Origin of the sequence: Rhizobium sp. 10PS4 (genome assembly GCF_032464805.1) — a bacterium.
In the GTDB taxonomy this organism is placed as follows: Bacteria; Pseudomonadota; Alphaproteobacteria; order Rhizobiales; family Rhizobiaceae; genus Rhizobium; species Rhizobium laguerreae.
Genome location: NZ_JAWDIW010000009.1, coordinates 14,369 through 41,022 on the forward strand (window position 1 = coordinate 14,369; position 26,654 = coordinate 41,022).

Annotated in this window: 24 protein-coding genes; 21 read left to right on the forward strand and 3 right to left on the reverse strand. The window is 61.6% G+C overall.

The features are described 5' to 3' along the window. Positions 1-45 precede the first annotated feature (45 nt). From hisB to coaA, 9 genes are all read left to right on the forward strand, one after another. Positions 46-654, forward strand: a complete 609-nt coding sequence (gene hisB, locus RWJ89_RS17935) for an imidazoleglycerol-phosphate dehydratase HisB (RefSeq protein WP_003544176.1) — start codon at positions 46-48, stop codon at positions 652-654. Positions 655-676: 22 nt separating this feature from the next. Next, positions 677-1,162 carry a DUF2628 domain-containing protein gene (locus RWJ89_RS17940; RefSeq protein ID WP_077978056.1) on the forward strand — a complete coding sequence of 162 codons (486 nt, stop codon included), beginning with the start codon at positions 677-679 and terminating at the stop codon, positions 1,160-1,162. 2 nt (positions 1,163-1,164) lie between these two features. After that, positions 1,165-1,815, forward strand: coding sequence for an imidazole glycerol phosphate synthase subunit HisH (gene hisH / locus RWJ89_RS17945; RefSeq protein ID WP_003544174.1), 651 nt, complete (start codon positions 1,165-1,167; stop codon positions 1,813-1,815). Between the two features lie 254 nt (positions 1,816-2,069). Beyond that, a complete protein-coding gene (locus RWJ89_RS17950) occupies positions 2,070-2,252 on the forward strand; it encodes a hypothetical protein (RefSeq protein WP_029768237.1) in 183 nt (60 codons plus the stop codon). Beyond that, positions 2,249-2,806: a hypothetical protein gene (locus tag RWJ89_RS17955; RefSeq protein ID WP_020052251.1), complete on the forward strand. Its 558-nt coding sequence runs from the start codon at positions 2,249-2,251 to the stop codon at positions 2,804-2,806. Before RWJ89_RS17950 ends, RWJ89_RS17955 begins: the two co-directional genes overlap by 4 nt. 6 nt (positions 2,807-2,812) lie before the next feature. Beyond that, entirely contained in the window at positions 2,813-3,559 is a 747-nt protein-coding gene (hisA, locus tag RWJ89_RS17960) for a 1-(5-phosphoribosyl)-5-[(5-phosphoribosylamino)methylideneamino]imidazole-4-carboxamide isomerase (RefSeq protein WP_077978054.1), read from the forward strand. Next, a complete protein-coding gene (hisF, locus tag RWJ89_RS17965; protein WP_017962660.1) occupies positions 3,560-4,348 on the forward strand; it encodes an imidazole glycerol phosphate synthase subunit HisF in 789 nt (262 codons plus the stop codon). It abuts the gene before it with no gap. Between the two features lie 17 nt (positions 4,349-4,365). After that, on the forward strand, positions 4,366-4,689 hold the full coding sequence (locus RWJ89_RS17970; protein ID WP_017962659.1) for a phosphoribosyl-ATP diphosphatase: 324 nt from the start codon (positions 4,366-4,368) through the stop codon (positions 4,687-4,689). Then, the gene (coaA, locus tag RWJ89_RS17975; protein ID WP_020052249.1) at positions 4,686-5,681 is read left to right on the forward strand and encodes a type I pantothenate kinase; all 996 of its coding nucleotides are present in this window, start codon (positions 4,686-4,688) and stop codon (positions 5,679-5,681) included. Before RWJ89_RS17970 ends, coaA begins: the two co-directional genes overlap by 4 nt. 115 nt (positions 5,682-5,796) lie before the next feature. Here the strand turns inward: coaA and RWJ89_RS17980 are convergent, their stop codons facing one another. The 3 genes from RWJ89_RS17980 to RWJ89_RS17990 form a co-directional block, all read right to left on the reverse strand. After that, entirely contained in the window at positions 5,797-6,408 is a 612-nt protein-coding gene (locus RWJ89_RS17980; RefSeq protein WP_168284773.1) for an alpha-ketoglutarate-dependent dioxygenase AlkB, read from the reverse strand. Between the two features lies 1 nt (position 6,409). Then, positions 6,410-6,853 carry an alternative ribosome rescue aminoacyl-tRNA hydrolase ArfB gene (gene arfB, locus RWJ89_RS17985; RefSeq protein ID WP_011649864.1) on the reverse strand — a complete coding sequence of 148 codons (444 nt, stop codon included), beginning with the start codon at positions 6,851-6,853 and terminating at the stop codon, positions 6,410-6,412. A gap of 107 nt (positions 6,854-6,960) precedes the next feature. After that, on the reverse strand, positions 6,961-8,571 hold the full coding sequence (locus RWJ89_RS17990) for a phosphoenolpyruvate carboxykinase (RefSeq protein ID WP_027667951.1): 1,611 nt from the start codon (positions 8,569-8,571) through the stop codon (positions 6,961-6,963). A gap of 339 nt (positions 8,572-8,910) precedes the next feature. On the opposite strand from RWJ89_RS17990, the gene RWJ89_RS17995 reads away from it, so the two are divergent. From RWJ89_RS17995 to trxA, 12 genes are all read left to right on the forward strand, one after another. Then, positions 8,911-9,645 (forward strand): response regulator transcription factor, encoded by a 735-nt coding sequence (locus RWJ89_RS17995; RefSeq protein ID WP_206102978.1) that lies wholly within the window; start codon positions 8,911-8,913, stop codon positions 9,643-9,645. A 184-nt stretch (positions 9,646-9,829) separates the two neighbouring features. Continuing rightward, the gene (locus tag RWJ89_RS18000; RefSeq protein WP_011649861.1) at positions 9,830-11,620 is read left to right on the forward strand and encodes a sensor histidine kinase; all 1,791 of its coding nucleotides are present in this window, start codon (positions 9,830-9,832) and stop codon (positions 11,618-11,620) included. Beyond that, positions 11,617-12,069 carry an HPr kinase/phosphorylase gene (locus RWJ89_RS18005; protein WP_168284774.1) on the forward strand — a complete coding sequence of 151 codons (453 nt, stop codon included), beginning with the start codon at positions 11,617-11,619 and terminating at the stop codon, positions 12,067-12,069. Before RWJ89_RS18000 ends, RWJ89_RS18005 begins: the two co-directional genes overlap by 4 nt. A 150-nt stretch (positions 12,070-12,219) precedes the next feature. Further along, on the forward strand, positions 12,220-12,621 hold the full coding sequence (locus tag RWJ89_RS18010) for a PTS sugar transporter subunit IIA (RefSeq protein ID WP_003544139.1): 402 nt from the start codon (positions 12,220-12,222) through the stop codon (positions 12,619-12,621). 9 nt (positions 12,622-12,630) lie between these two features. Continuing rightward, positions 12,631-12,906 (forward strand): HPr family phosphocarrier protein, encoded by a 276-nt coding sequence (locus RWJ89_RS18015; protein WP_003544133.1) that lies wholly within the window; start codon positions 12,631-12,633, stop codon positions 12,904-12,906. Positions 12,907-13,063: 157 nt separating this feature from the next. Continuing rightward, complete coding sequence (ahcY, locus tag RWJ89_RS18020; protein WP_025396524.1) at positions 13,064-14,464, forward strand: adenosylhomocysteinase; 1,401 nt, start codon at positions 13,064-13,066, stop codon at positions 14,462-14,464. Positions 14,465-14,667: 203 nt separating this feature from the next. Beyond that, a complete protein-coding gene (locus RWJ89_RS18025; RefSeq protein ID WP_316031209.1) occupies positions 14,668-17,253 on the forward strand; it encodes a sensor histidine kinase in 2,586 nt (861 codons plus the stop codon). Next, positions 17,250-18,767: a tRNA (adenosine(37)-N6)-threonylcarbamoyltransferase complex ATPase subunit type 1 TsaE gene (tsaE, locus tag RWJ89_RS18030; RefSeq protein ID WP_316031210.1), complete on the forward strand. Its 1,518-nt coding sequence runs from the start codon at positions 17,250-17,252 to the stop codon at positions 18,765-18,767. Before RWJ89_RS18025 ends, tsaE begins: the two co-directional genes overlap by 4 nt. Before the next feature lie 13 nt (positions 18,768-18,780). After that, on the forward strand, positions 18,781-19,512 hold the full coding sequence (locus tag RWJ89_RS18035) for a nucleotidyltransferase family protein (RefSeq protein WP_168284777.1): 732 nt from the start codon (positions 18,781-18,783) through the stop codon (positions 19,510-19,512). Positions 19,513-19,515: 3 nt separating this feature from the next. After that, positions 19,516-22,707: a double-strand break repair protein AddB gene (addB, locus tag RWJ89_RS18040; RefSeq protein ID WP_221999514.1), complete on the forward strand. Its 3,192-nt coding sequence runs from the start codon at positions 19,516-19,518 to the stop codon at positions 22,705-22,707. After that, on the forward strand, positions 22,700-26,251 hold the full coding sequence (gene addA, locus RWJ89_RS18045) for a double-strand break repair helicase AddA (protein WP_316031211.1): 3,552 nt from the start codon (positions 22,700-22,702) through the stop codon (positions 26,249-26,251). The genes addB and addA overlap by 8 nt, the downstream gene beginning before the upstream one ends. A gap of 75 nt (positions 26,252-26,326) precedes the next feature. After that, entirely contained in the window at positions 26,327-26,647 is a 321-nt protein-coding gene (gene trxA / locus RWJ89_RS18050) for a thioredoxin (RefSeq protein ID WP_003544118.1), read from the forward strand. Positions 26,648-26,654: the final 7 nt, after the last annotated feature.

The following is a 26,654-nucleotide window of genomic DNA, read 5'->3' on the forward strand; positions in this document are numbered from 1 at the left end:
CGATGCGCCTGATAAGGAACGGCCTTATTCCCGATGGAGGGCCATATGGCCGAGACCGCAGCGAGCCGCACCGGCAGCGTTTCCCGCAAGACCAACGAAACCTCGATTTCCGTTTCCGTCAATCTCGACGGCACCGGCAAATCGACGATCTCGACGGGCGTCGGCTTCTTCGACCACATGCTCGACCAGCTTTCGCGACACTCCCTCATCGACATGGAGATCGATGCCAAGGGCGACCTGCATATCGACGACCATCATACGGTCGAAGATACCGGCATCGCCATCGGCCAGGCGATCTCCAAGGCGCTCGGCGACCGGCGCGGGATCACCCGCTACGCCTCGATCGATCTCGCCATGGACGAGACGATGACCAAGGCTGCGGTCGATCTTTCCGGCCGGCCGTTCCTCGTCTGGAATGTTGCCTTCAGCGCGCCGAAGATCGGCACTTTCGACACCGAGCTCGTGCGCGAATTCTTCCATGCGCTCGCCCAGAATGCCGGCATCACCTTGCATATTCTCAACCATTATGGTGCCAACAATCACCATATTGCCGAGACATGCTTCAAGGCCGTTGCCCGTGCATTGCGCACGGCAACAGAGATCGATCCGAGACAGGCGGGCCGTGTTCCCTCGACCAAGGGCACGCTTGTCTGAGCCCTTCAAGGGAGCAGCGGCAGTGACATCCAGCTATATCTTCCTGACACCGCCCGGTAACACGAGCGCCACGGCCGATGAGACGCGAACCATCCGTGACGGCTTCACGCTGCTCGGCTTCCTGTTTCCATGGGTTTGGCTGCTGGCGCATCGGCTTTGGCTGCATGCGGCCGCGGCCTTTCTGCTGCAGGGGATTGGTGGTGCGCTGATGGACGAACCGGGCCTCGGGCCGGCGGGAGCGGCAATCCTGTTGGGCGTGAATATGCTGGTCGGTCTCGAGGGCCAGAATTTCCGGGTCCGCAACCTTGCTGCCAAGGGCTGGAACGAAGACGCATTCATTGCGGCCGATACGATCGGCATTGCTGAGCAGGTCTATTTTTCGGACAGGGCGGCCATCGCAGCTAGTGACGACGCCGCGGCACCGGACTGGCAGAACAAGGCCCGTCCGAACAGCCCGCACGGCGATGCAACGTCGCTTGGTCTCTTTGGTTTTGATGGAGGACGCTGACGATGCGCGTCGCGATTATCGACTATGGCTCCGGCAACCTGCGCTCGGCGACCAAGGCTTTCGAGCGTGCCGCCCACGAAGCTGGCATCGATGCCCATATCGATCTCACCGACAGGGCGGAGGATGTTGCCGCGGCCGATCGTATCGTGCTTCCCGGTGTCGGCGCCTATGCCGATTGCCGGCGCGGCCTCGATGCCGTGCCTGATATGGCCGAGGTGCTGATCGAGGCTGTCGAGAAGAAGGCGCGGCCGTTCCTCGGCATCTGCGTCGGCATGCAGCTCATGTCCTCGCGCGGCCTCGAGAAGACCGTGACGCAGGGTTTCGGCTGGATTCCCGGTAACGTCGTCGAGATGACGCCGGATGATCCGGCACTCAAGATCCCGCAGATCGGCTGGAACACGCTCGACCTGAAGCGCGAACATCCGCTCTTCGAAGGAATTCCGACGGGGTCGCAGGGACTGCACGCCTATTTCGTGCATTCCTACCATCTTGCCGCCGAAAACGCCGAGGATGTTATTGCGACGGCCGACTATGGCGGTCCGATGACTGCTTTCGTCGGGCGCGACAACATGGTCGGGGCGCAGTTCCACCCGGAAAAGAGCCAGAAGCTCGGCCTGGCCCTGATCGCCAATTTTCTGCGCTGGAACCCGTAGAGCCCCAAACCCGTCAAGCATTGTTCACGCAATCCCGAAGCAAAACGGCTACACGGTTTTGCTGGAATTTCTCCAAGGGCTGGCTTTTAATACAGCCGCCTATGTCCCTAGAGCATGATGCCGAAAAGTGTGAGCGGTTTTCGGACGACATCATGCTCTGACTGTATAATGTAGAACAGGATTCAGATTTTAGGCCGACCCGGCCTAAAATCATCCTGTTCTAGTATTGAAACGGCGGAACAGGAGTGCGCTCGATGCCGGCTTCACGGAAATCAGGCAAGGTGTTCTACACGTTGCGGCCCTCCAGGGAAGGCTTGCCTCCCTTTTCTGATATCAAGCTTCCCGGCGGCACGATCATCCGCCGTGTTGATGAAGCCATCCACAGGAAGGCGCTTTCCAATGCAGCCAAGGCGCTGAAAGAAAGGCTGGACCGATGATCCATGACTCTTTCCCCGCAAACGACGGTTCGAGCCGGCGGCAAAACGGGGTCAGCGCCGGCGATATCGCCGAGGCCGTGCTGGAATTCTATATCGAAGGTGAGGACGATCTGATCGGCCTGCTCGCCTACGCACTCTACGAGCGGCAAAAGCGCGATTTCGTTCTCAGCCATCGCAAGCGAAATGCCGGCCGTTCGCCCGATGAGGCCGAGCTTGCCGCCGTCAACAGCAATTATCTCTCGACCGACCTGCGCAACACGCTGCGCGACCGCGCCTCGCAGATCCTTTCGAGTTATGCCGAAACCTATGTCGAGGCGATGGAGCCGCAGATCCGGCTGTCCGCCGTCAACAGCGATGCGTTGCGCCAGGTGCGAAACATCGAGAAATCGATCAAGAGGCGCCTGGGGTTCTGGCGTCAGGTCCGTGCCGGCTTTGCCGTCACCCTGCTCCTCCTTCTGCTTTTCGGCGCGGCTGCCATTGCCGCTGTCTTTTTCCGCTCGGATATCGTAGATGCGTGGAATGCGCTGATGGTACCGACCACTCTACGGACGTAAGACGACATGATCCTTTTTCCCGCGATCGACCTGAAAGGCGGCCAATGCGTCCGCCTGAAGCTCGGTGACATGCAGCAGGCGACGGTCTACAACACCGATCCGGCCGCCCAGGCGAGATCCTTCGAAGATCAGGGTTTCGAATGGCTGCACGTGGTCGATCTCGACGGCGCCTTTGCGGGACATTCGGCCAATGGCGATGCCGTCGAAGCGATCTTGAAGGCAACGGATAATCCCGTGCAGCTCGGCGGCGGCATTCGCACGCTCGATCATATCGAGGCCTGGTTGTCGCGCGGACTGCGGCGCGTCATTCTCGGCACCATCGCGGTCAGAAATCCGGCGCTGGTCATCGAGGCCTGCCGGAAATTTCCCGGTCATGTCGCCGTCGGCATCGATGCCAAGGGCGGCAAGGTGGCCGTCGAGGGTTGGGCGGAAGCCTCCGAACTCGGTGTCATCGAGCTCGCCAGGAAATTCGAGGGTGCCGGCGTCGCCGCGATCATCTACACCGATATCGACCGCGACGGCATTCTGGCCGGCATCAACTGGAGTTCGACGCTGGAACTTGCCGACGCCGTTTCCATTCCCGTCATCGCCTCGGGCGGCCTTGCCTCTCTCGACGATGTGAGACGCATGCTGGAGCCCGATGCGCGGAAGCTGGAAGGGGCGATTTCAGGCCGTGCGCTTTATGACGGCCGTATCGATCCCAAGGAAGCGCTGGCGCTGATCAAGGCGGCCCGGGCCAAGGAGACCGCATAAATGACCCTCAAGGCCCGTGTCATTCCCTGTCTCGACGTCAAGGACGGCCGTGTCGTCAAGGGCGTCAACTTCCTCAATCTCGTCGATGCCGGCGATCCCGTCGAAGCCGCAAAGGCTTATGATGCGGCCGGCGCCGACGAACTCTGCTTCCTCGACATCACCGCTTCCTCGGACAATCGCGAGACGATCTTCGATGTCGTGTCGCGCACGGCCGACCAATGCTTCATGCCGCTGACGGTCGGCGGCGGGGTGCGCACCATCGCCGATATCCGCAAGCTGTTGCTGTGCGGTGCCGACAAGGTCTCGATCAATTCGGCTGCCGTCAGCAATCCCGACTTCGTCACCGAGGCAGCCGACAAGTTCGGCGACCAGTGCATCGTTGTTTCCATCGACGCCAAGCGCCGGCGCACGCAGGCGGTCGGTGGCGACAATCTCAGCGCCTGGGAAATCTATACGCATGGTGGCCGTAACGCGACCGGCATCGATGCCGTCGAATTCGCGGAGAAGATGGTGGCGCGCGGCGCCGGTGAGCTCTTGGTCACCTCGATGGACCGCGATGGCACAAAGGTCGGCTACGATCTGGAGCTGACGCGGGCGATCGCCGATGCGGTGCGTGTGCCCGTCATCGCGTCCGGCGGCGTCGGCGATCTCGACGATCTCGTCGCCGGGGTGAAGGAAGGCCATGCCAATGCGGTGCTCGCCGCGTCGATCTTCCACTTCGGCACCTATTCCGTCAGCGAGGCGAAGCACTATATGTCGAAGTGCGGCATCGACATGCGTCTCGACTGAACTTTGAAAGCGGACCTATGAGCGGATTTTCCCTTTCCGATCTCGAAAGCATCGTCGCAGAACGATCGAAAGCCTCGCCGGAGCAATCCTGGACAGCCAAGCTCGTGGCCGCCGGCCAGCCGAAAGCGGCAAAGAAGCTCGGTGAAGAGGCGATCGAAGCCGTGATGGCGGCGGTGACCGGCGACCGTGACAATCTGACCTATGAGGCTGCCGATGTGCTCTATCACCTATTGGTCGTATTGAAGATTGCTGAAATACCGTTAGAGAATGTCATGGCCGAGCTCGAGCGCAGAACCGCGCAGTCCGGCCTCAAGGAAAAGGCCAGCCGGCAGAGTTCATGAGTATCGCGACTGAGATTATCGGGGTGCCGGAAACGTTGGATCACTTCCAGTCGGAATCCTATTCGCCCTACCACTTCTTCTCTTCCGAACAATGGTCGAAATTCCGCGCCGACACGCCGTTGACGCTGGCGAGCGACGAAGTCAAACGGCTGCGTTCGATGGGCGATCCGATCGATCTCGATGAGGTCCGGCGCATCTATCTGTCGCTGTCGCGCCTGCTCTCGGCACATGTCGAATCCTCGCAGATGCTGTTTGAACAGCGCAACCGCTTCCTCAGCCTGTCCGATGTGACGAAGACGCCCTTCGTCATCGGCATCGCCGGCTCGGTCGCTGTCGGAAAATCGACCACCGCCCGTATCCTCAAGGAGCTCCTGGGGCGCTGGCCTTCCAGCCCGAAGGTCGATCTCGTCACCACCGACGGCTTCCTGCATCCGAACGCCGTGCTGCAGCGGGAAAAGCTGATGCAGCGCAAAGGTTTTCCGGAAAGCTACGACACGGGTGCGATCCTGCGCTTCCTGTCGGCGATCAAGGCCGGACGACCGGATGTGAAGGCGCCCAGCTATTCGCACCTCGTCTACGACGTGCTGCCGGACGAATACAAGATCGTCGACCGGCCCGACATCCTGATCTTCGAGGGCATCAACGTGCTGCAATCGCGCGACCTGCCGGCCGGCGGCAAGATCGTGCCGATGGTCTCCGACTTCTTCGACTTCTCGATCTATATCGATGCCGCCGAAGACGAGATCCACAACTGGTATGTCACGCGCTTCATGCGGCTGCGCGAGACCGCCTTCCGCGATCCGAATTCCTATTTCCATCGCTATGCCTCGATATCAGACGCGGAAGCGCTCGAAATCGCCGAGGATCTTTGGGCAAACATCAACCTGAAGAACCTGCGGCAGAACATTCTGCCGACGCGTCCACGCGCCGATCTCATCCTGAAAAAGGGCAAGGATCACCTGATCGAACAGGTTGCGCTGCGAAAACTATAGCGGCGGTCGTTAGAGCCTTTCCGTTTTTCTCCGAATCACGGAAACGCTCTATCGCTTTGTTTTTACGCAATTCCGGACGCAAAACCGCTGCACACTTTTGCTGGAATTGCTCTAGTCAGGGATTGACGCGGCGCAGCGTCAGATTGATGCGGCCGCCATTCTTCAGCAGCGTCGACGTCGCCGGATGGATACGGTCGACGCCGTGGAAACACAGCCTCCCCTCGCCGCCCAGCACGACCAGATCACCGCTCGAAAGCTTGAAAGATAGCGTGCGATCATTGCGGCTGAGACCGCCGACGCGAAAGAGGCAGCTGTTGCCGAGCGAGATCGAGACGACCGGGGCTTTGAGATCCTGTTCGTCCTTGTCCTGATGCAAGCCCATGCGCGCTTCGTCGGAGTAGAAATTGACGAGGCAGGCTTCCGGCGGCTTGTCGTAACCCGAAACGTCATTCCAGATATCGAGCAATTGCTGCGGCATATCAGGCCAGGGTCTGCCGGTTGCCGGGTGCGTCGGCTGGTAGCGATAGCCGCGCTCTTTGTCCGTCACCCAGCCGAGCGGCCCGCAATTGGTCATGCGCACGGACATCGGCTTGCCGGTACCGGGCATGGCGGGCACATAGAGCGGCACTTCGGCGACGACGGAGCGGATTATCTCGACCAATGCCTCCTGACGCGCTCGGTCGAGGTAACCGGGGAGATGGCGGATGCCGCTCAAGAGCTCCGGCATGTCACTCACCGCTGCCGCCGCCGGGGCGGCCGCGCATTTTCTTGACTTCCGAGCGACCGGATTTTTCCTTCAGGCGGCGTTCGACCGAACCCTTGGTCGGCCTGGTCTTCTTGCGCGGCGGCGGCGGCGGCTTGGCGGCCTCGAGGATCAGTTCCTTCAGCCGGTCGCGCGCATCCTCGCGGTTGCGGTCCTGGCTGCGAAACCGGCTCGCCTCGATCATCAACACGCCATCCTTCGACAAACGCCGGCCGGCGAGCTTGATCGCATTGGTTTTGACACGATCATTGAGGGACGGCGAATTCGCGATGTTGAAGAACAGCTGGACCGCGGTCGAGACCTTGTTGACATTCTGCCCGCCGGGACCGCCCGCCAGAACGAACTGTTCCGTCAGCTCCCATCCCGCGATGGTGATCCTGTCATCGATATAGAGTGCGTCGCTGGCCATCGGCGTTCTATCTCACATCGGCGGCGAATTGAAAATATCGGCTGTGACATGGAAAACCCGGCGATCTTGCGATGCCGGGTTTCACGTGAGTCAGAGGTTTGATCTGCTTATTCGGCAGCGACCTTTACGCCGGGGGCCGCATCACGGACGCCGCCGTCGACGTGGTTCTCGAACTTGGCAAAATTCGCAATGAACATCGAGACCAGCTTTTCGGCCTGCGCGTCATAGGCTGCCTTGTCGGCCCAGGTCGAGCGCGGATCGAGAATGCCGCCATCGACACCGTCGACGGAGACCGGCACGGCGAAGCCGAAGTTCGTGTCAGCGCGGAATTCCGCCTGTCCAAGTTCGCCGCTCAGGGCGGCAGCGAGAAGCGCACGCGTCGCCTTGATCGGCATGCGCTTGCCGGTGCCGTAGGCGCCGCCGGTCCAGCCGGTGTTGACAAGCCAGCATTGGACGCCATGACGGCCGATCAACTCCTTGAGCAGATTGCCATATTCGGCCGGATGCCGGGGCATGAAAGGAGCGCCGAAGCAGGTGGAGAAGGTCGCTTCCGGCTCGACGACACCCTTTTCGGTGCCGGCCACCTTGGCGGTGTAGCCGGAGAGGAAGTGATACATCGCCTGATCAGGCGTCAATCGGGCGATCGGCGGCATGACGCCAAAGGCATCGGCGGTCAGCATGATGATCGTCTTTGGATGTCCGGCACGGCCCGTTTCCGAAGCATTCGGGATGAAGTCCATCGGATAGGCGCAACGGGTGTTCTCGGTCAGCGACCCGTCGTCGAAATCCGGCTCGCGGCTTTCGTTCAGCACGACGTTTTCCAGCACGGTGCCGAAGCGCTGCGTTGTCGCATAGATTTCCGGCTCGGCTTCGGCCGATAGGCGGATGGTCTTGGCATAGCAGCCGCCTTCGAAGTTGAAGATGCCGTTTTCGCTCCAGCCATGTTCGTCATCGCCGATCAGCGTCCGGGCCGGATCGGCCGAAAGCGTCGTCTTGCCCGTGCCGGAAAGGCCGAAGAAGACCGCCGCGTCACCGTCCGGGCCGACGTTGGCCGAGCAGTGCATCGGCATCACGCCCTTGGCCGGCAGCAGGTAGTTGAGCACGGTGAAGACCGATTTCTTCATTTCGCCGGCATAGGAGGTGCCGCCGATGAGGACGAGGCCGTTGGTGAGATCGCAGGCGATCACCGTTTCCGAACGGCAGCCGTGGCGGGCCGGATCGGCCTTGAAGCTCGGCAGATCGATGATCGTCAGCTTCGGCACGAAGCTGGACAGCGCTGCGGTGTCAGGGCGGATCAGCAGATTGCGGATGAACAGCGAATGCCAGGCGAATTCGGTCACGACGCGGGTCGGCAGGGCATGGCCCTCCTCGGCGCCGCCGACGAGATCCTGGACGAAAAGCTCCTTGCCCGCGGCATGCGCCAGCATATCGTCGCGCAGCACGGCGAAATGCTCCGGAGAGATCGGCTTGTTATTGTCCCACCAGATTTCGCCATCGGTGTTGATATCGCGAACGACGAACTTGTCGCGCGGCGAACGGCCCGTGTGCTGGCCGGTAATAGCCCGCAGTGCGCCTTGAGCGGTCAGTTCGGCTTCGCCCCGGCGGATCGCTTCTTCATAGAGCGCAGCGGCGGAAAAGTTGTAGCGAACGCTGGCTGCGCCGCCCAATCCAACCGTTGCCAGCTCTATCGCCGGGTTATGAACTCCGAACATTTCCATTGGCTAGTTCCCTTCGCTCAGGCTCGTTGCCGATTAAAACTAATCGCGAAAATACGGGCAGAAATTTTAAAACACAAGATGGAAAACTGGAGAAAATGCAGTGATATCAAACAATTAATCGATTTAAATTTATCGCCTCAATTTTAAATCGTTTGAATAGATCACGTTTAAACTTTCGAATGCGCCACCTAAGATTGCTAACGAATTTTACGACAATCCTCCCCTTTATCTTTGCCACAATTTGTTCCACCTTTATCCTCCATAAGCGCATCCGGTCACTGAGACCGCCTGGGGAGAGCAAATCCGGGAGATTGCGCACTGATGACGGAGACCAACACCATGCCGACAATCGCGCTCGTTGATGACGACCGCAACATCCTCACCTCGGTGTCGATCGCACTGGAGGCCGAAGGATATAAGGTCGAGACGTATACGGACGGTGCTTCGGCGCTCGACGGCCTGCTGGCGCGACCGCCGCAGCTGGCGATCTTCGACATCAAGATGCCACGCATGGACGGCATGGAACTGCTGCGCCGCCTGCGGCAGAAGTCGGATATTCCCGTCATCTTCCTCACCTCCAAGGATGAGGAGATCGATGAACTCTTCGGCCTGAAGATGGGCGCCGATGATTTCATCACCAAACCTTTTTCGCAGCGTCTGCTAGTAGAGCGTGTGCGCGCCGTCCTGCGCCGCGCGTCAAGCCGCGAAGCCGCCGCCGCCGGCACCGGCCCCAGCGGCGCGCCGAAGACCGGCGCCGTGCAGCAGGCCCGCTCGCTGGAGCGCGGGCAACTGGTCATGGACCAGGAACGCCATACCTGCACCTGGAAAGGCGAGGCCGTGACGCTGACGGTGACCGAATTCCTGATCCTGCATTCGCTGGCGCAGCGCCCCGGCGTCGTCAAAAGCCGCGACGCGCTGATGGACGCAGCCTATGACGAACAGGTCTATGTCGATGATCGGACCATCGACAGCCACATCAAGCGGCTGCGCAAGAAATTCAAGATGGTCGACACCGACTTTGATATGATTGAAACACTCTACGGAGTGGGATACCGCTTCCGCGAAGCAGGCTGAGCCCCGAGCGGCGCAGCGCGCTCCTGCATAATCTCCTAAGTCGGCATCGATTTAAGGATCAAATTATGCAGCAGTTCAAAATGTCACAGCGTCCTTTGCGCGTCTGAAAAGACGCGCGGCGCTGTTAGAATGTTGAGGGCTGCGGGCCGGTCCATCCGGCCCCGCCCTTCGAAAGGGCCTGTTATTGGCACAGTTGGTGCAGGAAAGGGATCTCGACGATGCGGAGGGCGTGAGCACCCGTCGCGTCCGAGGCCGCCGTTGGTCGCATCCCTTCACGCTGATCCGCCGCATCTTCGGCAATGCCGTCTTTTCGAGCCTGACGCGGCGCATCCTGTTCTTCAATCTCGTCGCGCTGGTGGTGCTCGTCGGCGGCATCCTCTACCTTAACCAGTTCCGCGAGGGATTGATCGACGCTCGCGCCGAAAGCCTGTTGACGCAGGGCGAAATCATCGCCGGCGCCGTTTCGGCCTCCGCGTCGGTCGATACGAACTCGATTACCATCGATCCGCAGAAGCTGCTCGAGCTGCAGGCCGGCCAGAGCATCACCCCGGTGCCGAACGACGAGGACCTTGAATTCCCGATCGATCCCGAAAAGGTCGCGCCGGTCCTGCGCCGGCTGATCTCTCCGACGCGCACCCGCGCCCGCATCTTCGATGCCGATGCCAACCTGCTGCTCGACTCGCGCCATCTCTATTCGCGCGGCCAGGTGCTGCGCTTCGACCTGCCGCCGGTGGAGGAAGAGAAACAGACCTGGAGCGAGTGGTTCGCTACCTTGTTCAACAAGGCGTTGCAGCCCGGCAATCTGCCGCTCTATAAGGAAGCGCCGGGCGGCGACGGCTCGATCTATCCCGAAGTGATGAACGCGCTCACCGGCGTGCGCGGCGCAGTCGTGCGCACCACCGAAAAAGGTGAGCTCATCGTTTCCGTCGCCGTGCCGATCCAGCGCTTCCGTGCTGTGCTCGGCGTGCTGTTGTTGTCGACACAGGCGGGCGACATCGACAATATCGTCCACGCCGAGCGGCTTGCCATCATGCGCGTCTTCGGCGTGGCGACACTCGTCAACGTGCTGCTTTCGCTGGTGCTGTCGTCGACCATCGCCAATCCGCTGCGCCGTCTTTCGGCAGCTGCCATCCGTGTGCGCCGCGGCGCCAAGACGCGTGAGGAAATTCCCGACTTCTCTGCCCGCCAGGATGAAATCGGCAACCTTTCCATCGCATTGCGCGAGATGACGACGGCGCTCTACGACCGCATCGATGCCATCGAAAGTTTCGCGGCCGATGTCAGCCATGAGCTGAAGAACCCGCTGACCTCGCTGCGCAGCGCCGTCGAAACGCTGCCGCTTGCCCGATCCGACGATTCCAAAAAGCGGCTGATGGACGTCATCCAGCATGATGTCCGCCGCCTCGACCGGCTGATCAGCGATATCTCCGACGCCTCCCGTCTCGACGCCGAACTCGCACGCGTCGATGCCGGTTCCGTCGACATGGAAGTGCTGCTGCGCGACCTCATCGAGGTTTCGCGCCAGGTCAGGAGCACCAAGAAGCAGGTGGAAATCGAATATGCGATCGAACGCAAGCCGAACGTCAAGACGCGCTTCGTCGTCAACGGCCACGATCTACGCATCGGCCAGATCATCGCCAACCTGATCGAGAATGCCCGCTCTTTCGTGCCGGAAAAGGGCGGCAAGATTACCGTGCGGCTGGTGCGGACACGCTCGCGCTGCGTCACCACGATCGAAGACAACGGCCCCGGCATCCAGGCGGAAAATATCGACCGTATCTTCGAGCGCTTCTATACGGACCGGCCGGAGGCGGAAGGCTTCGGCCAGAATTCGGGGCTCGGCCTGTCGATCAGCCGGCAGATCGCCGAAGCGCATGGCGGTTCGCTGAGAGCCGAAAACATCACCGATGCCGAGAGCGGGCATATACTCGGCGCGCGCTTCATCCTCTCTTTGCCAATCGGCGCCGCAGCATGACCGAGGCAGGTTTCAACGTTCATGCGACGGCGATCGTCGTCGGCAAGACCGGGCTGCTGTTCAGCGGCCCCTCCGGCTGGGGAAAATCGATGCTGGCCTTCACCTGCATGACCGAGTCGCGCCGGCTCGGTCTTTTCACGGCACTGGTCGCGGACGACCAGGTTCTTCTCTCAAGAGAGGCCGGCGCGGTGATCGCCACGTGCCCGCCGTCGATCACCGGGCTGATCGAACTTCGCGGCACCGGCATCGTTCGTCAGGACCATATTCCCAGGGCGGCCATGCATTATGCCGTGCTTCCGGGCAGCGCTACCGGTGAAAACCGGGTGCCTCCCGAGGGCGAAATGGTGAGCCTTGCCGCCGGTTTTTCGCTTCCCGCATTGCGGTTGCTCACAGGCGTTTCTTCACCCCTTGCGATCCTGATGGCAAAAGTGCCGGATATCGGGCGCTGAGGCCTTCCGGATTGGTCAATCTGCCTTATATATTCGCATTTTTATCTTGCACTTCGGCTTTTCATAGCCAAGATGTGCCCCCACCGGTGGACGTAATTGCTGCATTGCGATATTGGGGCCACCGTTTGCGTATATGGGAGCAGTAATATCATGATCGGACTTGTGCTTGTCACTCATGGCAAGCTGGCTGAAGAGTTTCGTCATGCTGTCGAGCACGTCGTCGGTCCTCAGAAATTCATCGAGACGGTCTGTATTGGCCCCGAAGACGACATGGACCAGAGACGGCAGGACATTCTGGAAGCCGTTTCCGGTGCCGATGATGGCCACGGCGTCGTCATCCTGACCGACATGTTCGGCGGCACGCCGTCCAATCTTGCCATATCAGTCATGAGCAGCGGCCATACCGAGGTCATTGCCGGCGTCAACCTGCCGATGTTGATCAAGCTTGCCGGGGTGCGCGGCGAGAACAACATGGAGAAGGCGCTGGTGGAGGCCTCCGAAGCCGGGCGGAAATATATCAACGTCGCCAGCCGTGTGCTCAGCGGAAAATAACGGGCATTCATGACGTCGCTCTCCCGGGAACTCCTTATCATCAACAAGCGCGGTCTTCACGCGCGCGCTTCCGCCAAATTCGTGCAGATGGTCGAGACCTTCGATGCCGCCATCACCGTTTCCAAGGACGGAATGACGGTCGGCGGTACCTCCATCATGGGCCTGATGATGCTTGCGGCAAGCCCCGGCTCGAGCGTCGTCGTCTCGGCAAGCGGCAGCCAGGCCGAGGAAGCGCTGGAGGCGCTGGACCAGCTGATCCAGAACAGGTTCGGCGAGGAGATGTGAGCTCGGATCGAGTTCATATAAACATATAAAGACTTCTTTATATCCTTATTGCCATCACCGGCGAAGCCTGCTAAACGGCGGACATGCCGTGCGCTTGCACGTGGGTCATCTTCGCGCCTGCGCCAATTTTGAGACGTTTTTCAGCCTGGAGGCCTCTATGAGCACTGAAAAAGATTATGTCGTCGCCGATATCGGGCTTGCGGATTTCGGCCGCAAGGAAATTACGATCGCCGAAACCGAAATGCCGGGGCTGATGTCCTGCCGCACCGAATTCGGCCAGACAAAGCCGCTGAAGGGCGCGCGCATCACCGGCTCGCTGCACATGACTATTCAGACGGCCGTGCTCATCGAGACGCTGGTCGCGCTCGGCGCGGAAGTCCGCTGGGCCTCGTGCAACATCTTCTCGACGCAGGATCATGCCGCTGCCGCGATCGCCGCCTCAGGCGTACCTGTCTTCGCCATCAAGGGCGAATCGCTCGAAGATTACTGGGTCTACACCGACAAGATCTTCCAGTGGGCCGATGGCGGCCTTTCCAACATGATCCTCGATGACGGCGGCGACGCCACCATGTACATCCTGCTTGGCGCCCGCGCAGAAGCCGGCGAGGACGTGCTCACTCATCCGCATTCCGAAGAAGAGGAAATCCTCTTCGCACAGATCAAGAAGCGCCTTGCCGCTTCACCTGGCTGGTTCACCAAGCAGCGCGACGCGATCAAGGGCGTCACCGAGGAAACGACGACCGGCGTCAACCGCCTTTACCAGCTCAGCCAGAAGGGCCTGCTGCCCTTCCCGGCGATCAACGTCAACGACTCGGTCACCAAGTCGAAGTTCGACAACAAGTATGGCTGCAAGGAATCGCTGGTCGACGGCATCCGCCGCGGCACCGACGTCATGATGGCCGGCAAGGTTGCCGTCGTCTGCGGATACGGCGACGTCGGCAAGGGTTCTGCCGCTTCGCTCTCCGGTGCCGGCGCCCGCGTCAAGGTGACCGAAGCCGATCCGATCTGCGCATTGCAGGCTGCGATGGACGGTTACGAAGTCGTTCTGCTCGAGGACGTCGTTTCCTCGGCCGATATCTTCATCACCACCACCGGCAACAAGGACGTCATCCGCATCGACCATATGCGGGCGATGAAGGATATGGCGATCGTCGGCAATATCGGTCACTTCGACAACGAAATCGAAGTCGCTGCATTGCGCAATCTCAAGTGGACCAACGTCAAGCCGCAGGTCGACCTGATCGAATTCCCCAAGGGCAATCGCATCATCCTTCTGTCCGAAGGACGTCTGCTCAACCTCGGCAACGCCACCGGCCATCCGTCCTTCGTGATGTCGGCTTCGTTCACCAACCAGACGCTGGCGCAGATCGAGCTCTTCACCAAGCCCGACCAGTATTCCAACCAGGTCTATATCCTGCCGAAGCATCTCGATGAAAAGGTCGCACGCCTGCATCTCGACAAGCTCGGCGTGAAGCTGACTGAGCTTTCTGCGGAACAGGCTGCCTATATCGGCGTCTCGCCGAAGGGCCCGTTCAAGTCCGACCACTACAGATATTGATTTGATCGTTAATATCCACAAGATGTAGAAGCCGCGGCATTGACAAATGCCGCGGCTTATTTTTTGGACGCTCCCTTCCCGCAGATTCCCTTCCGAAGTATTGTTTTAAGACTTGATTCGTGGCGCCGGACCCTGTCCGACCGCTGCGAAAATGGGATGTCTTGTCGTAATGCGGCACATTGAAGGACGGAGACATACCGCGGATGTCGGAAATGAAAAGCAGCCTGCCCGGTCAGGCGGATGATGGCGCTCGCGCCGATCGCCGCCCGCTCATGGCAGGCCAAGGATATCAATCTGCAACGGCGCACGAGGCCGTAAAGCAAGAGCACGGACCATTGGCGCGCTTCCTGAAAAGCTGCGCGGCCGGGACGGCGCTCGCCACCCTGGCGCGGCCGGCTCTGGCACAGGCGGAGCAGCAGGCGGCGGCCTCGGCTCACCTCTTCACATCCTCGCAGGTGATCGGTGTTTCCGTCGTCATCGGCGTCATATCGGCAGCCCTGCTTTCGACGCTGTGGCTGGTGCGCCAGCGCGGCAACCTGGAAAACGAGAGCCGGGAAATCCGCTCGGCGCTCTCCGATGCCCAGCAGCGCATTTCGCAATACCAGGCTCTGATCGCCGACAAGAACCGGCGGATCGTCATCTGGGACGGCAATGCGCGGCCCGAACTGCTCGGCCAGCTTCCGCCCGAGACCGGCGCGCCGCAAGACGGCGAATTCCTGGCCTTCGGCCTGTGGCTGAAGTCACGTTCGGCTTCCGAGCTGGAAAAGGCGATCGACCGGCTGCGCGACGAGGCGCAGAGCTTCGACATGGTGGTCGAAACCATCCGCGACGAGATCCTCGAGGCGCAGGGCCGGGTTTCCGGCGGGCGTGCCTTCGTCCGTTTCGTGGCGCTCAACAATCTGCGCGCCGAGCTCGCAGAGCTCAGGATTGAGCGCGACCGGCTGATGACCTCGATCTCGGCCTTCCAGACCATGCTCGACGCGATCGACATGCCGGCCTGGCAGCGCGACCCGGTGGGCCGCCTCACCTGGGTCAACCAGGCTTATGGCGAGGCGGTCGAAGCGCGATCACCGCAGCAGGCGATCAATGAAGGCCGCGAGATGCTGACGACCGTCGCGCGCGAACGCATTCGCGCCACGACGACGCCGGAATCGCCCTTCCACGACAAGATCTCGACGGTCGTGCACGGCAACCGCACATTCTTCGAAGTCGTCGACGTCAGGGTTCCCGGCGGCTCGGCCGGCATCGCGATCGATGTGTCCGAGATAGAGGCCGTGCGTGCCGAGCTGGAACGGACGCTGAAGAGCCATGCCGAAACGCTCGACCATCTCGCCACGCCGGTTGCCATTTTCGACGGCGACCGCCGGCTGCAATTCTACAACCAGGCTTTCGTCGCGCTTTGGGAGCTGGATATCGCCTTCCTCGAAGGCCGGCCTGACAATAGCGAGCTGCTCGAGCGGCTGCGGGCGGCCAAGAAGCTGCCGGACCAGCTCAACTGGAAAAGCTGGAAGGAAGCCGCGCTTTCCGTCTATCGCGCGCTCGACACGCAAACGGATCTCTGGCACCTGCCGAACGGGCAGACGTTGCGGGTCTTTGCGACCGCCCATCCGCAGGGCGGCGCCACCTGGGTGTTCGAAAACCTGACCGAGCAGGTCGATCTCGAAACGCGCTACAACACGCTGGTCAAGGTGCAGGGCGAAACGATCGACCATCTTTCCGAAGGTGTGGCGGTGTTCGGTCCTGACGGACGCATCCGCCTTTCCAACCCGGCCTTTCGCGCGCTTTGGGGGATCACCGAAACCGAAGGCAAGCCCGGCACCCATATCCGTGCGCTGGGCGAGGCCTGCGCCCCGTCCTATGACCGGCCGGACGGCTGGAAGACCTTCGCGGAACTGATCACCAGCTTCGACGACGAACGCCGCTCGGGCCAGGGAACACTGGAACTCTTCTCCGGCCTCGTGCTCGACTATGCCGTCATCCCGCTGCCGAACGCCCAGACCATGCTGACCTTCGTCAACATGACGGACAGCGTGCGCGCCGAGCGCGCGCTGACCGAGAAGAACGAAGCGTTGCGCAAGGCCGACGAGCTGAAGAACGACTTCGTCCAGCACGTTTCCTATGAACTGCGTTCGCCACTGACCAACATTATCGGCTTCACCGATCTCCTGCGCACACCGGGCGTCGGGCCGCTTACCGAACGGCAGGCCGAATATATCGACCACATCTCGACCTCGTCCTCGGTTCTCCTGACGCTCGTCAACGATATTCTCGACCTTGCGACCGTCGATGCCGGCATCATGCGCCTCAATTATGCGGATATCGATCTCAACGGCCTGCTCGACGACGTCTCGATGCAGATCGCCGATCGGCTCCACGAAAGCGGTGTCGCGCTTGAAATCACCGCGCCCGCCTATCTCGGCTCGATCGTTGCCGATCCGCAGCGGCTGAAACAGATCCTTCTGAAGCTTCTGTCCAATGCGGCGAATTTCTCGCCCGAAGGCACGTCGATCTCGCTGGAATGCCATCGCGAAGGCACGGATTTCGTCTTCGCCGTCAGTGATCGCGGCCCCGGCATCTCACCCGACATGATCGCGACCGTCTTCGACCGTTTTGCCACGGGAGCGAAAAGCGGCAAACGCGGCGGCGCCGGCCTCGGTCTCTCGATCGTCGACAGCTTCGTCAGTCTGCATCATGGCGATGTGACGATCGACAGCGAGCCGGGCAAGGGGACGACCGTCGTCTGCCGTATCCCCTCGGTCGATGTACCGCATTCAGCTGCCGCCGAATGACGACCAGCGATGCGATCTCGCTTTTCCTGAAAGACGAGGTGGCCACCATCCGCCTCGGTGAGGACCTGGCGCTGGCCCTGAAGGCCGGCGATTGCCTTGCCCTTTCCGGCGATCTCGGCGCGGGGAAATCCTCGCTCGCCCGGGCGATCCTGCGCGCCATGGCCGATGACGAGGGGCTCGAGGTTCCGAGCCCGACCTTCACGCTGGTGCAATCCTATGATCTGCGCATCGCTGTTTCGCATTTCGATCTCTACCGGCTCGGCGATCCTGCCGAACTGAGGGAGCTTGGCTTCGACGAGGCCCTGCAGAACGGCATCTGTCTCGTCGAATGGCCGGAGATGGCGAAGAGCGAACTGCCCGCGGAGCGAATCACCCTGACGCTGGCGCATGAAGGCAGCGGCCGGCGGGCGACGATCGAAGCTGCTGGCGCGCAAAATACACGCATCCACCGCGTCCTGGCGATCCGCGATTTCCTTGACGGTGCAGGTTATCCCGAAGCGAGACGCCGATTCCTGACCGGTGATGCCTCGTTGCGCGCCTATGAGGCGATCTATCCGAAGGCCGGGAACCGACGCATCATCCTGATGGACTGGCCGCCGCTTGCTGAAGGCCCGCCGGTTCTCGACGGCAAACCCTATCCCAAAGTCGCGCATCTCGCCGAAAACGCTTATCCCTTCGTGGCGATCGCCGATGCGCTGCGCAAGGACGGTTTTGCGGCGCCCGAAGTCTACAAGGTGGATTATAACAAGGGTATCCTGCTGATCGAAGATCTCGGCAGCGAAGGCGTGCTGGATGCCCACGGACAGCCGGTTATCGAACGCTATCGCGAAAGCGTTGCCTGCCTGGCCAGACTGCACGCCCTGAAATTTCCGCAGGACATCCCCGTTGGAAAGCGGCATGTCCATCATATTCCTGACTTCGACCGCACGGCGATGAAGATGGAGGTGCGGCTGGTGCTCGACTGGCACCTGCCCTGGAAGCGCCAGGGCGCGCCTACAACGGAAGCCGAACGGGCGGAATATCTGGCGATCTGGGATGCGCTCATCGATGAGCTCGCAACGGCCGAGAAGAACCTGCTACTGCGCGACTTCCACTCGCCGAACATCATCTGGCGCGAACATGAGAGCGGTATTCGCAAGATCGGCCTCATCGATTTCCAGGACGCGATGATCGGACCAACGGCCTATGATCTTGCCTCGATCGTCCAGGATGCGCGCGTAACGATCGAGCCGAACCTCTTCCGGCAGCTGATGGATGATTATCTGAGGCTTCGCCGCGCAGAGAGCGGTTTCGACGAAGCCGGATTTATGAAGGCCTGGGCGATCATGTCTGCCCAGCGCAACTGCAAGCTTGCCGGCCTCTGGGTGCGACTGTTGCAGCGCGATGGCAAACCGAGCTATCTGAAACATATGCCGCGCACGCTTTCCTATCTGAACGTCGCGCTTGAGCATGAAGCGCTTGCCCCCTTGCGCGATTGGTGCGCAAGGGCTGGAATAGGCCAGAGCGAATCATAAGTTCCGGATCAGAATGACCATCAGACAAGCCATGGTACTGGCCGCGGGTCTCGGAACCCGAATGCGCCCGATCACCGACATGATCCCGAAGCCGCTGGTGAAGATCGACGGCAAGCCGATGATCGACTACGCGCTGGATTGCCTGGTGGCGGCCGGCATCGAACGCGCCGTCGTCAACGTTCACCACCACGCGGACCAGATGCTCGAACATCTCAGGAATTATCACGGCCTCGACATCGCCATATCGGACGAGCGGGACGCACTGATGAATTCCGGCGGCGGCCTGGCGAAGGGGCTGAGGCTGCTTAGCCGCGACAATATCTTCGTCATGAATGCCGATCTCTTCTGGATCGGCGAACAGCCGGGGCGGCCGACGAACCTGGAACGCTTAGCCGGATTCTTCGATGCCGAGCGCATGGATATGGCGCTGCTTTGCGTCGGGATCGAGGATACGACGGGTCACAATGGCAAGAACGACTTCAGTCTTGCGGCCGATGGCCGGCTGACGCGTTATCGCGACGATCCGTCCAATCCCGTTGTCTATGCCGGCGCGATCGCCATGAACCCGTCGCTGTTCGACGATGCGCCGAAGGATGCCTTCAACCTCAATATCTATTTCGACAAGGCGATCGCGCGTGGACGGCTTTTCGGCATGGTGCTCGAAGGCCATTGGCTGACGGTCGGCACGCCCGAGGCGATCGGCGAGGCGGAGGAAACGATCCGGCGATTGCGGACGTTTGCGTAAGCCATGGCAGAGCGGCACCAGCCACGCATCCTGACGATCCCGGCGGGCCTCTCCTTCCTTAAAACGCTGGCGACGACACTTTGCGACGGCCGATTGACGCCGATTTTCCGGCACGACGCCGATGATCCGCTATCGCTTGCCAAAGTGACGATCTACCTGCCGACCCGGCGCGCCGTGCGTGTGCTGCGCTCCGAATTCGTCGACCTGCTCGGCGGCCGCTCGGCGATCCTCCCCGTCATCCGCCCGCTCGGCGAAACCGATGACGATAGCGGCTATTTCGACGAGGCGCTGCCGGCAACGATCGATCTCGCTCAGCCGCTATCGAATACCGCCCGTCTGCTGGAGCTTGCGCGTCTGATCCTCGCCTGGCGAAACAAGCTGCCGGAGATCGTCCGCCACATTCACTCGGACTCGCCGCTCGTCGCGCCGGCAAGCCCGGCCGATGCGATCTGGCTCGCCCGCAACCTTGCGGAGCTGATCGATTCCATCGAGACCGAGGATCTCGACTGGTCGGAGCTGTCGAAACTCGATACTGGCGATTATGCCGCCTGGTGGCAGTTGACGGCGGAGTTCCTGCAGATCGCCAGCGCCTTCTGGCCCGAGCGGCTGTCCGAGCTCGGCAAATCCTCGCCGGCGCGGCACAGAAACGCCATTCTCCGGGCCGAAGCAAGCCGGCTTTCGGCAACGAAACCCGCCGGGCCGATCATCATCGCCGGTTCGACGGGTTCCGTTCCCGCCACCGCCGATCTCATTGCCGCCGTCGCCCATCTGCCGGAAGGCGTGATCGTGCTTCCAGGTCTCGATCTCTCCATGCCCGAAAGGCACTGGCAGATGGTCGCGCCGGAACCGGCGCCAGGCCAACATGCCAATCCGGCAAGCCGGAGCCATCCGCAATATGGTCTGTCGTCTCTGCTCAAGCGGCTGAAGCTGACGCGGGCCGACGTCACGCTCCTCGACAGACCGGAGGCCGATCTTGAGCGGCGTGCCGAAATCCTGTCGCGGGCACTTGCTCCGGCGGAGGCGACCAGCGACTGGGGAGCGTGGAAAAACGACCTGCCGGCAGGCGCGCTGTCTTCGGCCTTCTCTGACATTTCGCTGATTGAAGCCGCCAATGAGCGTGAGGAAGCAACCGCAATTGCCATCGCGCTCCGGCTTGCGTTGGAGAGGCCGGGACAGGACAGCGAGAGCCGGGCAGCACTCATCACTCCGGACCGCAATCTCGCGCGGCGGGTGATGGCCGAGCTTTCCCGCTTCGGCATCCTCGCAGACGATTCGGCGGGCACACCGCTTTCGGCCATGCCGCAGGGTACCTTGCTGCAATTGCTGCTGGAGGCAGCGCTGCGGCCGGGCGATCCGGTGGCCATCGTCTCGCTGCTCAAACATCCGCTTGCCCGCTTCGGCCTGGAGCGCGGCGCCTTGATTTCCGCTACCGAGGCGCTCGAGCTGCTGGCACTGCGCGGCGGCGTGGCAGAGGTGGATATCAGTACGCTGGAACCGCTGCTCACGCACCAACTTGCCGAACAGGCCCTGGACAGGCACGCGCCGCAATGGCGAAAAGCGCTTTCGCCTGAGGCCGCCGACGCCGCATACGACCTTGCCCGGCGGGTCACACGGGCGACCGAGCCTCTGGCTTCGGCGCTGATGCGGCACCGGCCGGAAGATCGCGGAAGAACAGCGCGCTTCACATTGTCCGAATGGGCGGAACGCACCGGCCGTTCGCTTGAAGCGGTCGCGGTCGATCCGCAAGGCAATCTCGCCGATCTCTGGTCGAACGAAGCGGGAGATGCCCTCGCCGCCCTGCTCGGTGAAGTGATCGACACGGACGGCCAGATGGAGGCCGACGGACCGCAATGGATCGACATCATGGCAGCACTCGCCGCCGGTCATGCGGTGAAGCCACGGGCGCTCAGCCATCCGAGGCTTTTCATCTTCGGCACGCTGGAAGCCCGCCTGCAGAGCGTCGATACGTTGATCCTCGGCGGCCTGAACGAAGGCACCTGGCCGGGACAGACCGCCAACAATCCCTTCATTCCGCGCATGATGAAGACGGAAATCGGCCTCGAGCCGCCGGAGCGGCGCATCGGCCAGCTGGCACATGACTTCGAGATGGCAAACGGCACACGTCATCTGATCTATTCGCGCGCGCTGCGCCAGGGCTCGACGCCGACCGTTGCCTCACGTTGGCTGCAGCGGCTGCTGGCGCTCGGCGGAGAGGCGTTCGAAGCGGAATTGAAGGGACCCGGCAATCGTTTCCTGCAGTGGACCGCTCTCATCGATCGGGGCGACAGTCAGGCGCCGGCGCAACGACCCTCGCCGAAACCGCCGCTGGCGCTGCAGCCGAAATCCTATTCCTTCAGCGAAGTCGGCCGGCTGCGCCGAGATCCCTATGCCATCTATGCCCGTCGCATCCTGCGGCTCGACCCCGTCGACCCGTTCAATCGCGACCCGGGTGCGGCCGAACGCGGGACGCTCTACCACAAGATCATCGACCGTTTCATCCGCGAAGCCCATATCGCCGGCACGCCGGATGCGGCAGCGGCGATGGAGCACGTCCTTTCCGAGCTTTTCGACATGGAAAAGTTGCCGCCGCATATCGATGCCGTGTGGCGGCCGCGTTTTCGCGCAGTCGCCCGCGTCTTCCTCGAATGGGAGGCCGGACGGCGACATGGCATCCTGAAAACGTTGACGGAAGTGCGAGGCGGCATGGAACTGGAGCCGATCAATATCCGGCTCACCGGCGTCGCAGACCGGATCGACGTCACCGGACCACACTCGGCCGATATCATCGACTACAAGACCGGCTACAATCCCTCGCCGGCGCAGGCACGCGTGCTTCTCGATCCGCAGCTGGCACTTGAAGCAGCGGCCTTGAGCGCTGGCGCTTTTCGCGATGCCGGCAGCCTCGTGCCGCAGGACCTTCTCTATGTGCGTCTGCGACCGGGAAGCCGCTTTCAAGTCGATACCGTCAACAACGAGAGCTCTGCACGCAGCGACAAGGCCAAATCGGCGATGGATCTCGCCGCTGAATCGATCGACCAGCTGGTCAAATTCGTGGGGTTGCTGCAATCCAGCGAAAGAGGCTTTACCTCGCGGCTGATCCCGGCCCAGCAGTTCGATTTCGGCGGCGATTATGATCATCTCGCCCGCGTCTCCGAATGGTCGACGGCCGAAACCGAAGAGGGCGGCGATGAGTGATGTGACCGCCCTTCCCAACGATGACGATCCGGGCGCCTGGATCGGCTGGACGACAATCCAGCAGGCGATAGCCTCCGATCCGTTTCGGTCGGCATGGGTCTCGGCCAATGCCGGTTCCGGCAAGACGCATGTGCTGACGCAGCGCGTCATCCGGCTGCTCCTATCAGGCGCGCGGCCCTCCGCCATTTTATGCCTCACCTACACCAAGGCTGCGGCGTCGGAAATGTCGAACCGCGTTTTCGAACGGCTGGCGGAATGGGTGGTGCTTGACGATGAAGACCTCGGCCGCCGCATCACGCAGATCGAAGGCGTGGCTCCCGACGGACTGAAGCTTGCCGAGGCTCGTCGGCTGTTTGCCAAGGCGCTGGAGACGCCCGGCGGACTGAAGATCCAGACGATCCATGCCTTTTGCGAGGCACTGCTGCATCAGTTCCCGCTGGAGGCCAACGTTGCCGGACATTTCTCGGTTCTCGACGATCGCGCGGCGTTGACGCTGCTTTCCGATGCGCGCCGGGCGCTGCTGACGGCAACGGCGCCTGACGAAGACAGCGCCCTTGCCGAGGCATTCGCCTACGTGCTCAATCTCGGCGACGAATCCGGGCTGGAGAACCTGCTCGGCGACATCGTCGCCAACCGCAATGCCGTTCGTCGTTTCACCGCGACGGCCGAACAGCAGGGCGGTGTGGAAATGGTTCTGCGCAAAAGGCTCGGCCTTGCCGTCGGCGACACTGAAGACAGGATCGCGGCGCAATATTGGCCTTTGCCGGAGCTTTCGGGCAGCACACTGGAGCTCTATCTCTCGCTTGCCGACCAGAAGGGCGGCGCGAAGGCGCAGGAAGTTGCTTACGGCCTCAGGCTCGCCGGGCGGGAGCGCGATGACGCAAGGCGTGCGCAATTTCTCGAGAAGATCTTTCTGACCGTGAAGGGCGAGCCCAAGGCGGACTCGCAATTCTTCGTCAAGGCCATGCTTGCCGAGGCACCGCAGCTGGCAGAGGCCATCGCCATTGCCCGCGCGCATGTCGCAGCAAGTCGCGACCGGCTGAAGCTGATGCGGATGTACGGCGCCACGCATGCAGCGCTCGTGCTCGCCGATCGGCTGAATCACGACTATGAGGAGTTGAAGAAGCAGCGCAGCCAGCTCGATTTCGAGGATCTGATCAGCCGCACTGCCGACCTGCTGACCAAAAGTGGCGTCGGCCCCTGGATCCACTACAAGCTCGATCGCGGCATCGATCATATCCTCGTCGACGAGGCGCAGGATACCAGCCCGATCCAGTGGAGCGTCATCCAGTCGCTCGCCGAAGATTTCTTCTCCGGCGAAAGCGCCCGGCCGACCGTGCGCACGCTGTTTGCCGTCGGCGACGAAAAGCAGTCGATCTATTCCTTCCAGGGGGCGCGGCCCGAGCGTTTTTCCGAGGAGAGCGACCGGACGCGGCGGCGCGTTTCCGATAGCGGGCAGAGTTTTTCCTCCGTGCGGCTGCCACTGTCGTTCCGCTCGACCTCAGACGTACTCGAGGCGGTTGACCACATTTTCAAGACAGCCGAGAATGCGCGCGGCCTCAGCGCGCTCGGCGAACCGGTCGTGCATCGTTCAAGCCGCATCGGACATCCCGGCGCCGTCGATCTCTGGGAAATGGTTGCGCCGGAAGCGGTGGTGAAGGAGGAGGACTGGACGGCGCCCTTCGATGCGACGCCGGAAAGCGCGCCGGCCGCGATCCTCGCGCGGCGGATCGCCCATTCGATCGGCACGCTTGTTGGCCGGGAAACGATCGTCGACAAAGGCAAGGAGCGCTTGATCGAGGCGGGCGACATCCTGGTGCTGGTGCGCAAGCGCGATGCCTTCGTCAATGCGTTGACGCGCGCGTTGAAGCGCCGCGGCGATATTCCCGTCGCCGGCGCGGACAGGCTGGTGCTGACCAGCCATATCGCCGTGCAGGATCTGCTGGCGCTCGGCCGTTTCCTGCTTCTGCCGGAAGACGATCTTTCGCTCGCCGCCGTGCTGAAGAGCCCGCTTTTCGATCTCTCGGAGGACGACATCTTTGCGATCGCCGCGTTGCGCGGCGACAATGAAAGCGTCTGGAGCCATCTCAAAAGCTTCGCCGCCGACGGCACCGAACGTTTCCGCGCTGCCGTCGAGAGGCTGGAGCTGTTTCTCCGGCAGTCCAGGAGCCTGTCGGTCCATGATTTCTATGCGCGCGTGCTGGGCAACTATGGCGGGCGGCGGCAATTCCTTGCCCGTCTCGGCACCGAAGTCAGCGATATTCTCGACGAATTCCTGACCTTCACGCTCGACCATGAGAGCTCCGGCCTTCCCGGGCTGCAATCCTTCATCTCGACGCTGGAGCTCGAAGCCCCGGTAATGAAGCGCGAGCAGGACAAGGGGCGCAACGAGGTGCGGATCATGACGGTGCATGCCTCCAAGGGTCTTGAAGCACCGATCGTTTTTCTTGTCGACGGCGGTTCGAAGGCCTTCACCCATACCCATCTGCCGAAGCTTCGCCTGATCGAGACCAGCCCCGACGAACCACCGATGCCCGTCTGGGTTCCTGTCTCCGATCTGGCCAATTCGCTGACCCAGGACGATGCCGCACGTATCCAGATGCTGGCGGAAGAGGAATACCGCCGGTTGCTCTACGTCGCTATGACGCGCGCCGCCGACCGGCTGGTCGTCTGCGGCTATCGTGGCGTGCGTGTGAATAACGACACCTGGCATATGATGATCTCGACGGCCCTGCGCGACGACCATCCGCATGTGGAGGCGACCACATTCTCCGGTCCCGATGGGGAATGGCCGGGCGTCAAATGGCGCGTGCCGCGGGTGGAACGACGCTTCGAGCGTACCGATAGCACCGAAGAGCGCGGCAGCGAGGAGACCTTGCCCGACGGTCTGTTGCGGCCATTGCCGCCGCAGGCTGAGCTGCCCCGGCCGCTCAGTCCTTCCGGCGCCGGGACGATCATCGATGAAGACGAGGGCGGTCTGCTGATTGTCTCGCCGCTGTTCGGCGAAAAGGAGCGCAGCGATCGTTCGCTGGAAAAGGGCAGGCTGATCCATCGCATGCTGCAGGCGCTTCCCGAAATTCCGCTTGGCGAACGGCCTGACGCGGCGAGCCGTTATGCCGAAAGGGCGGCTCGATTCTGGCCGGAAGCCGAACGGCGCAAGCTTGTCGATTCGGTTCTGAAACTATTGGACGAGGAAGGCCTGCAGGCTGTTCTCGGTGCGCAGGCCCAGCCCGAAGTCTCGATCATGGGAACATTGACGCTCGAAGACCGGCGCTATGCCGTCTCCGGCCGCATCGACCGGCTTGCCGTTCTTGCCGATCGCGTCGTCATTCTCGACTACAAGACCAATCGGGTACCGCCAGCAACAGAAGAAGCTATCCCCTTCGCGCACCGGGCACAGCTGGCGATCTATCGCGAGATCCTGGCGCCGCTCTATCCTCACAAGCGTATCGATTGCATGCTTGTCTATACCGAGAACGCTTCGCTCTACACGCTGAGCGAAAAGGCGCTCGGTTTGGCGCTTGCAGCGGTCAAGACAAAGTGAAATACCGGACATTGAAAGTTCGGCACCGCACCATCACATGTGGTTCAACACCCAATTCCGTTAAAGGAGCAGCCCATGGCTACCGTGAAAGTCGATATCAATAACTTCCAGTCGGAAGTTCTGGAATCCGCAGAACCCGTCGTCGTCGATTTCTGGGCCGAATGGTGCGGCCCGTGCAAGATGATTGCTCCGAGCCTCGAAGAAATCGCCGTCGAGATGGAAGGCAAGGTCAAGGTCGCCAAGCTGAATATCGATGAGAACCCGGAACTCGCTGCACAGTTCGGTGTGCGCTCCATTCCGACCCTTGCAATCTTCAAGGGCGGCGAAGTTGCCGATATCTCGGTCGGCGCAAAGCCGAAGACGGCTCTTTCGAACTGGATTTCGAGCGCTGCCTGATTAATAT

Coding starts and splice junctions, on each gene's coding strand:
- RWJ89_RS17980 (WP_168284773.1), bottom strand. CDS start 6,408: ATGCCGGAGCTCTTGAGCGGCATCCGCCATCTCCCCGGTTACCTCGAC.
- RWJ89_RS18035 (WP_168284777.1), top strand. CDS start 18,781: ATGACCATCAGACAAGCCATGGTACTGGCCGCGGGTCTCGGAACCCGA.
- RWJ89_RS18015 (WP_003544133.1), top strand. CDS start 12,631: ATGACGTCGCTCTCCCGGGAACTCCTTATCATCAACAAGCGCGGTCTT.
- hisA (WP_077978054.1), top strand. CDS start 2,813: ATGATCCTTTTTCCCGCGATCGACCTGAAAGGCGGCCAATGCGTCCGC.
- trxA (WP_003544118.1), top strand. CDS start 26,327: ATGGCTACCGTGAAAGTCGATATCAATAACTTCCAGTCGGAAGTTCTG.
- hisB (WP_003544176.1), top strand. CDS start 46: ATGGCCGAGACCGCAGCGAGCCGCACCGGCAGCGTTTCCCGCAAGACC.
- addB (WP_221999514.1), top strand. CDS start 19,516: ATGGCAGAGCGGCACCAGCCACGCATCCTGACGATCCCGGCGGGCCTC.
- RWJ89_RS17970 (WP_017962659.1), top strand. CDS start 4,366: ATGAGCGGATTTTCCCTTTCCGATCTCGAAAGCATCGTCGCAGAACGA.
- RWJ89_RS17990 (WP_027667951.1), bottom strand. CDS start 8,571: ATGGAAATGTTCGGAGTTCATAACCCGGCGATAGAGCTGGCAACGGTT.
- RWJ89_RS17995 (WP_206102978.1), top strand. CDS start 8,911: ATGCCGACAATCGCGCTCGTTGATGACGACCGCAACATCCTCACCTCG.
- RWJ89_RS18010 (WP_003544139.1), top strand. CDS start 12,220: ATGATCGGACTTGTGCTTGTCACTCATGGCAAGCTGGCTGAAGAGTTT.
- tsaE (WP_316031210.1), top strand. CDS start 17,250: ATGACGACCAGCGATGCGATCTCGCTTTTCCTGAAAGACGAGGTGGCC.
- hisH (WP_003544174.1), top strand. CDS start 1,165: ATGCGCGTCGCGATTATCGACTATGGCTCCGGCAACCTGCGCTCGGCG.
- RWJ89_RS18005 (WP_168284774.1), top strand. CDS start 11,617: ATGACCGAGGCAGGTTTCAACGTTCATGCGACGGCGATCGTCGTCGGC.
- ahcY (WP_025396524.1), top strand. CDS start 13,064: ATGAGCACTGAAAAAGATTATGTCGTCGCCGATATCGGGCTTGCGGAT.
- RWJ89_RS17950 (WP_029768237.1), top strand. CDS start 2,070: ATGCCGGCTTCACGGAAATCAGGCAAGGTGTTCTACACGTTGCGGCCC.
- hisF (WP_017962660.1), top strand. CDS start 3,560: ATGACCCTCAAGGCCCGTGTCATTCCCTGTCTCGACGTCAAGGACGGC.
- RWJ89_RS18025 (WP_316031209.1), top strand. CDS start 14,668: ATGTCGGAAATGAAAAGCAGCCTGCCCGGTCAGGCGGATGATGGCGCT.
- arfB (WP_011649864.1), bottom strand. CDS start 6,853: ATGGCCAGCGACGCACTCTATATCGATGACAGGATCACCATCGCGGGA.
- addA (WP_316031211.1), top strand. CDS start 22,700: ATGAGTGATGTGACCGCCCTTCCCAACGATGACGATCCGGGCGCCTGG.
- coaA (WP_020052249.1), top strand. CDS start 4,686: ATGAGTATCGCGACTGAGATTATCGGGGTGCCGGAAACGTTGGATCAC.
- RWJ89_RS17955 (WP_020052251.1), top strand. CDS start 2,249: ATGATCCATGACTCTTTCCCCGCAAACGACGGTTCGAGCCGGCGGCAA.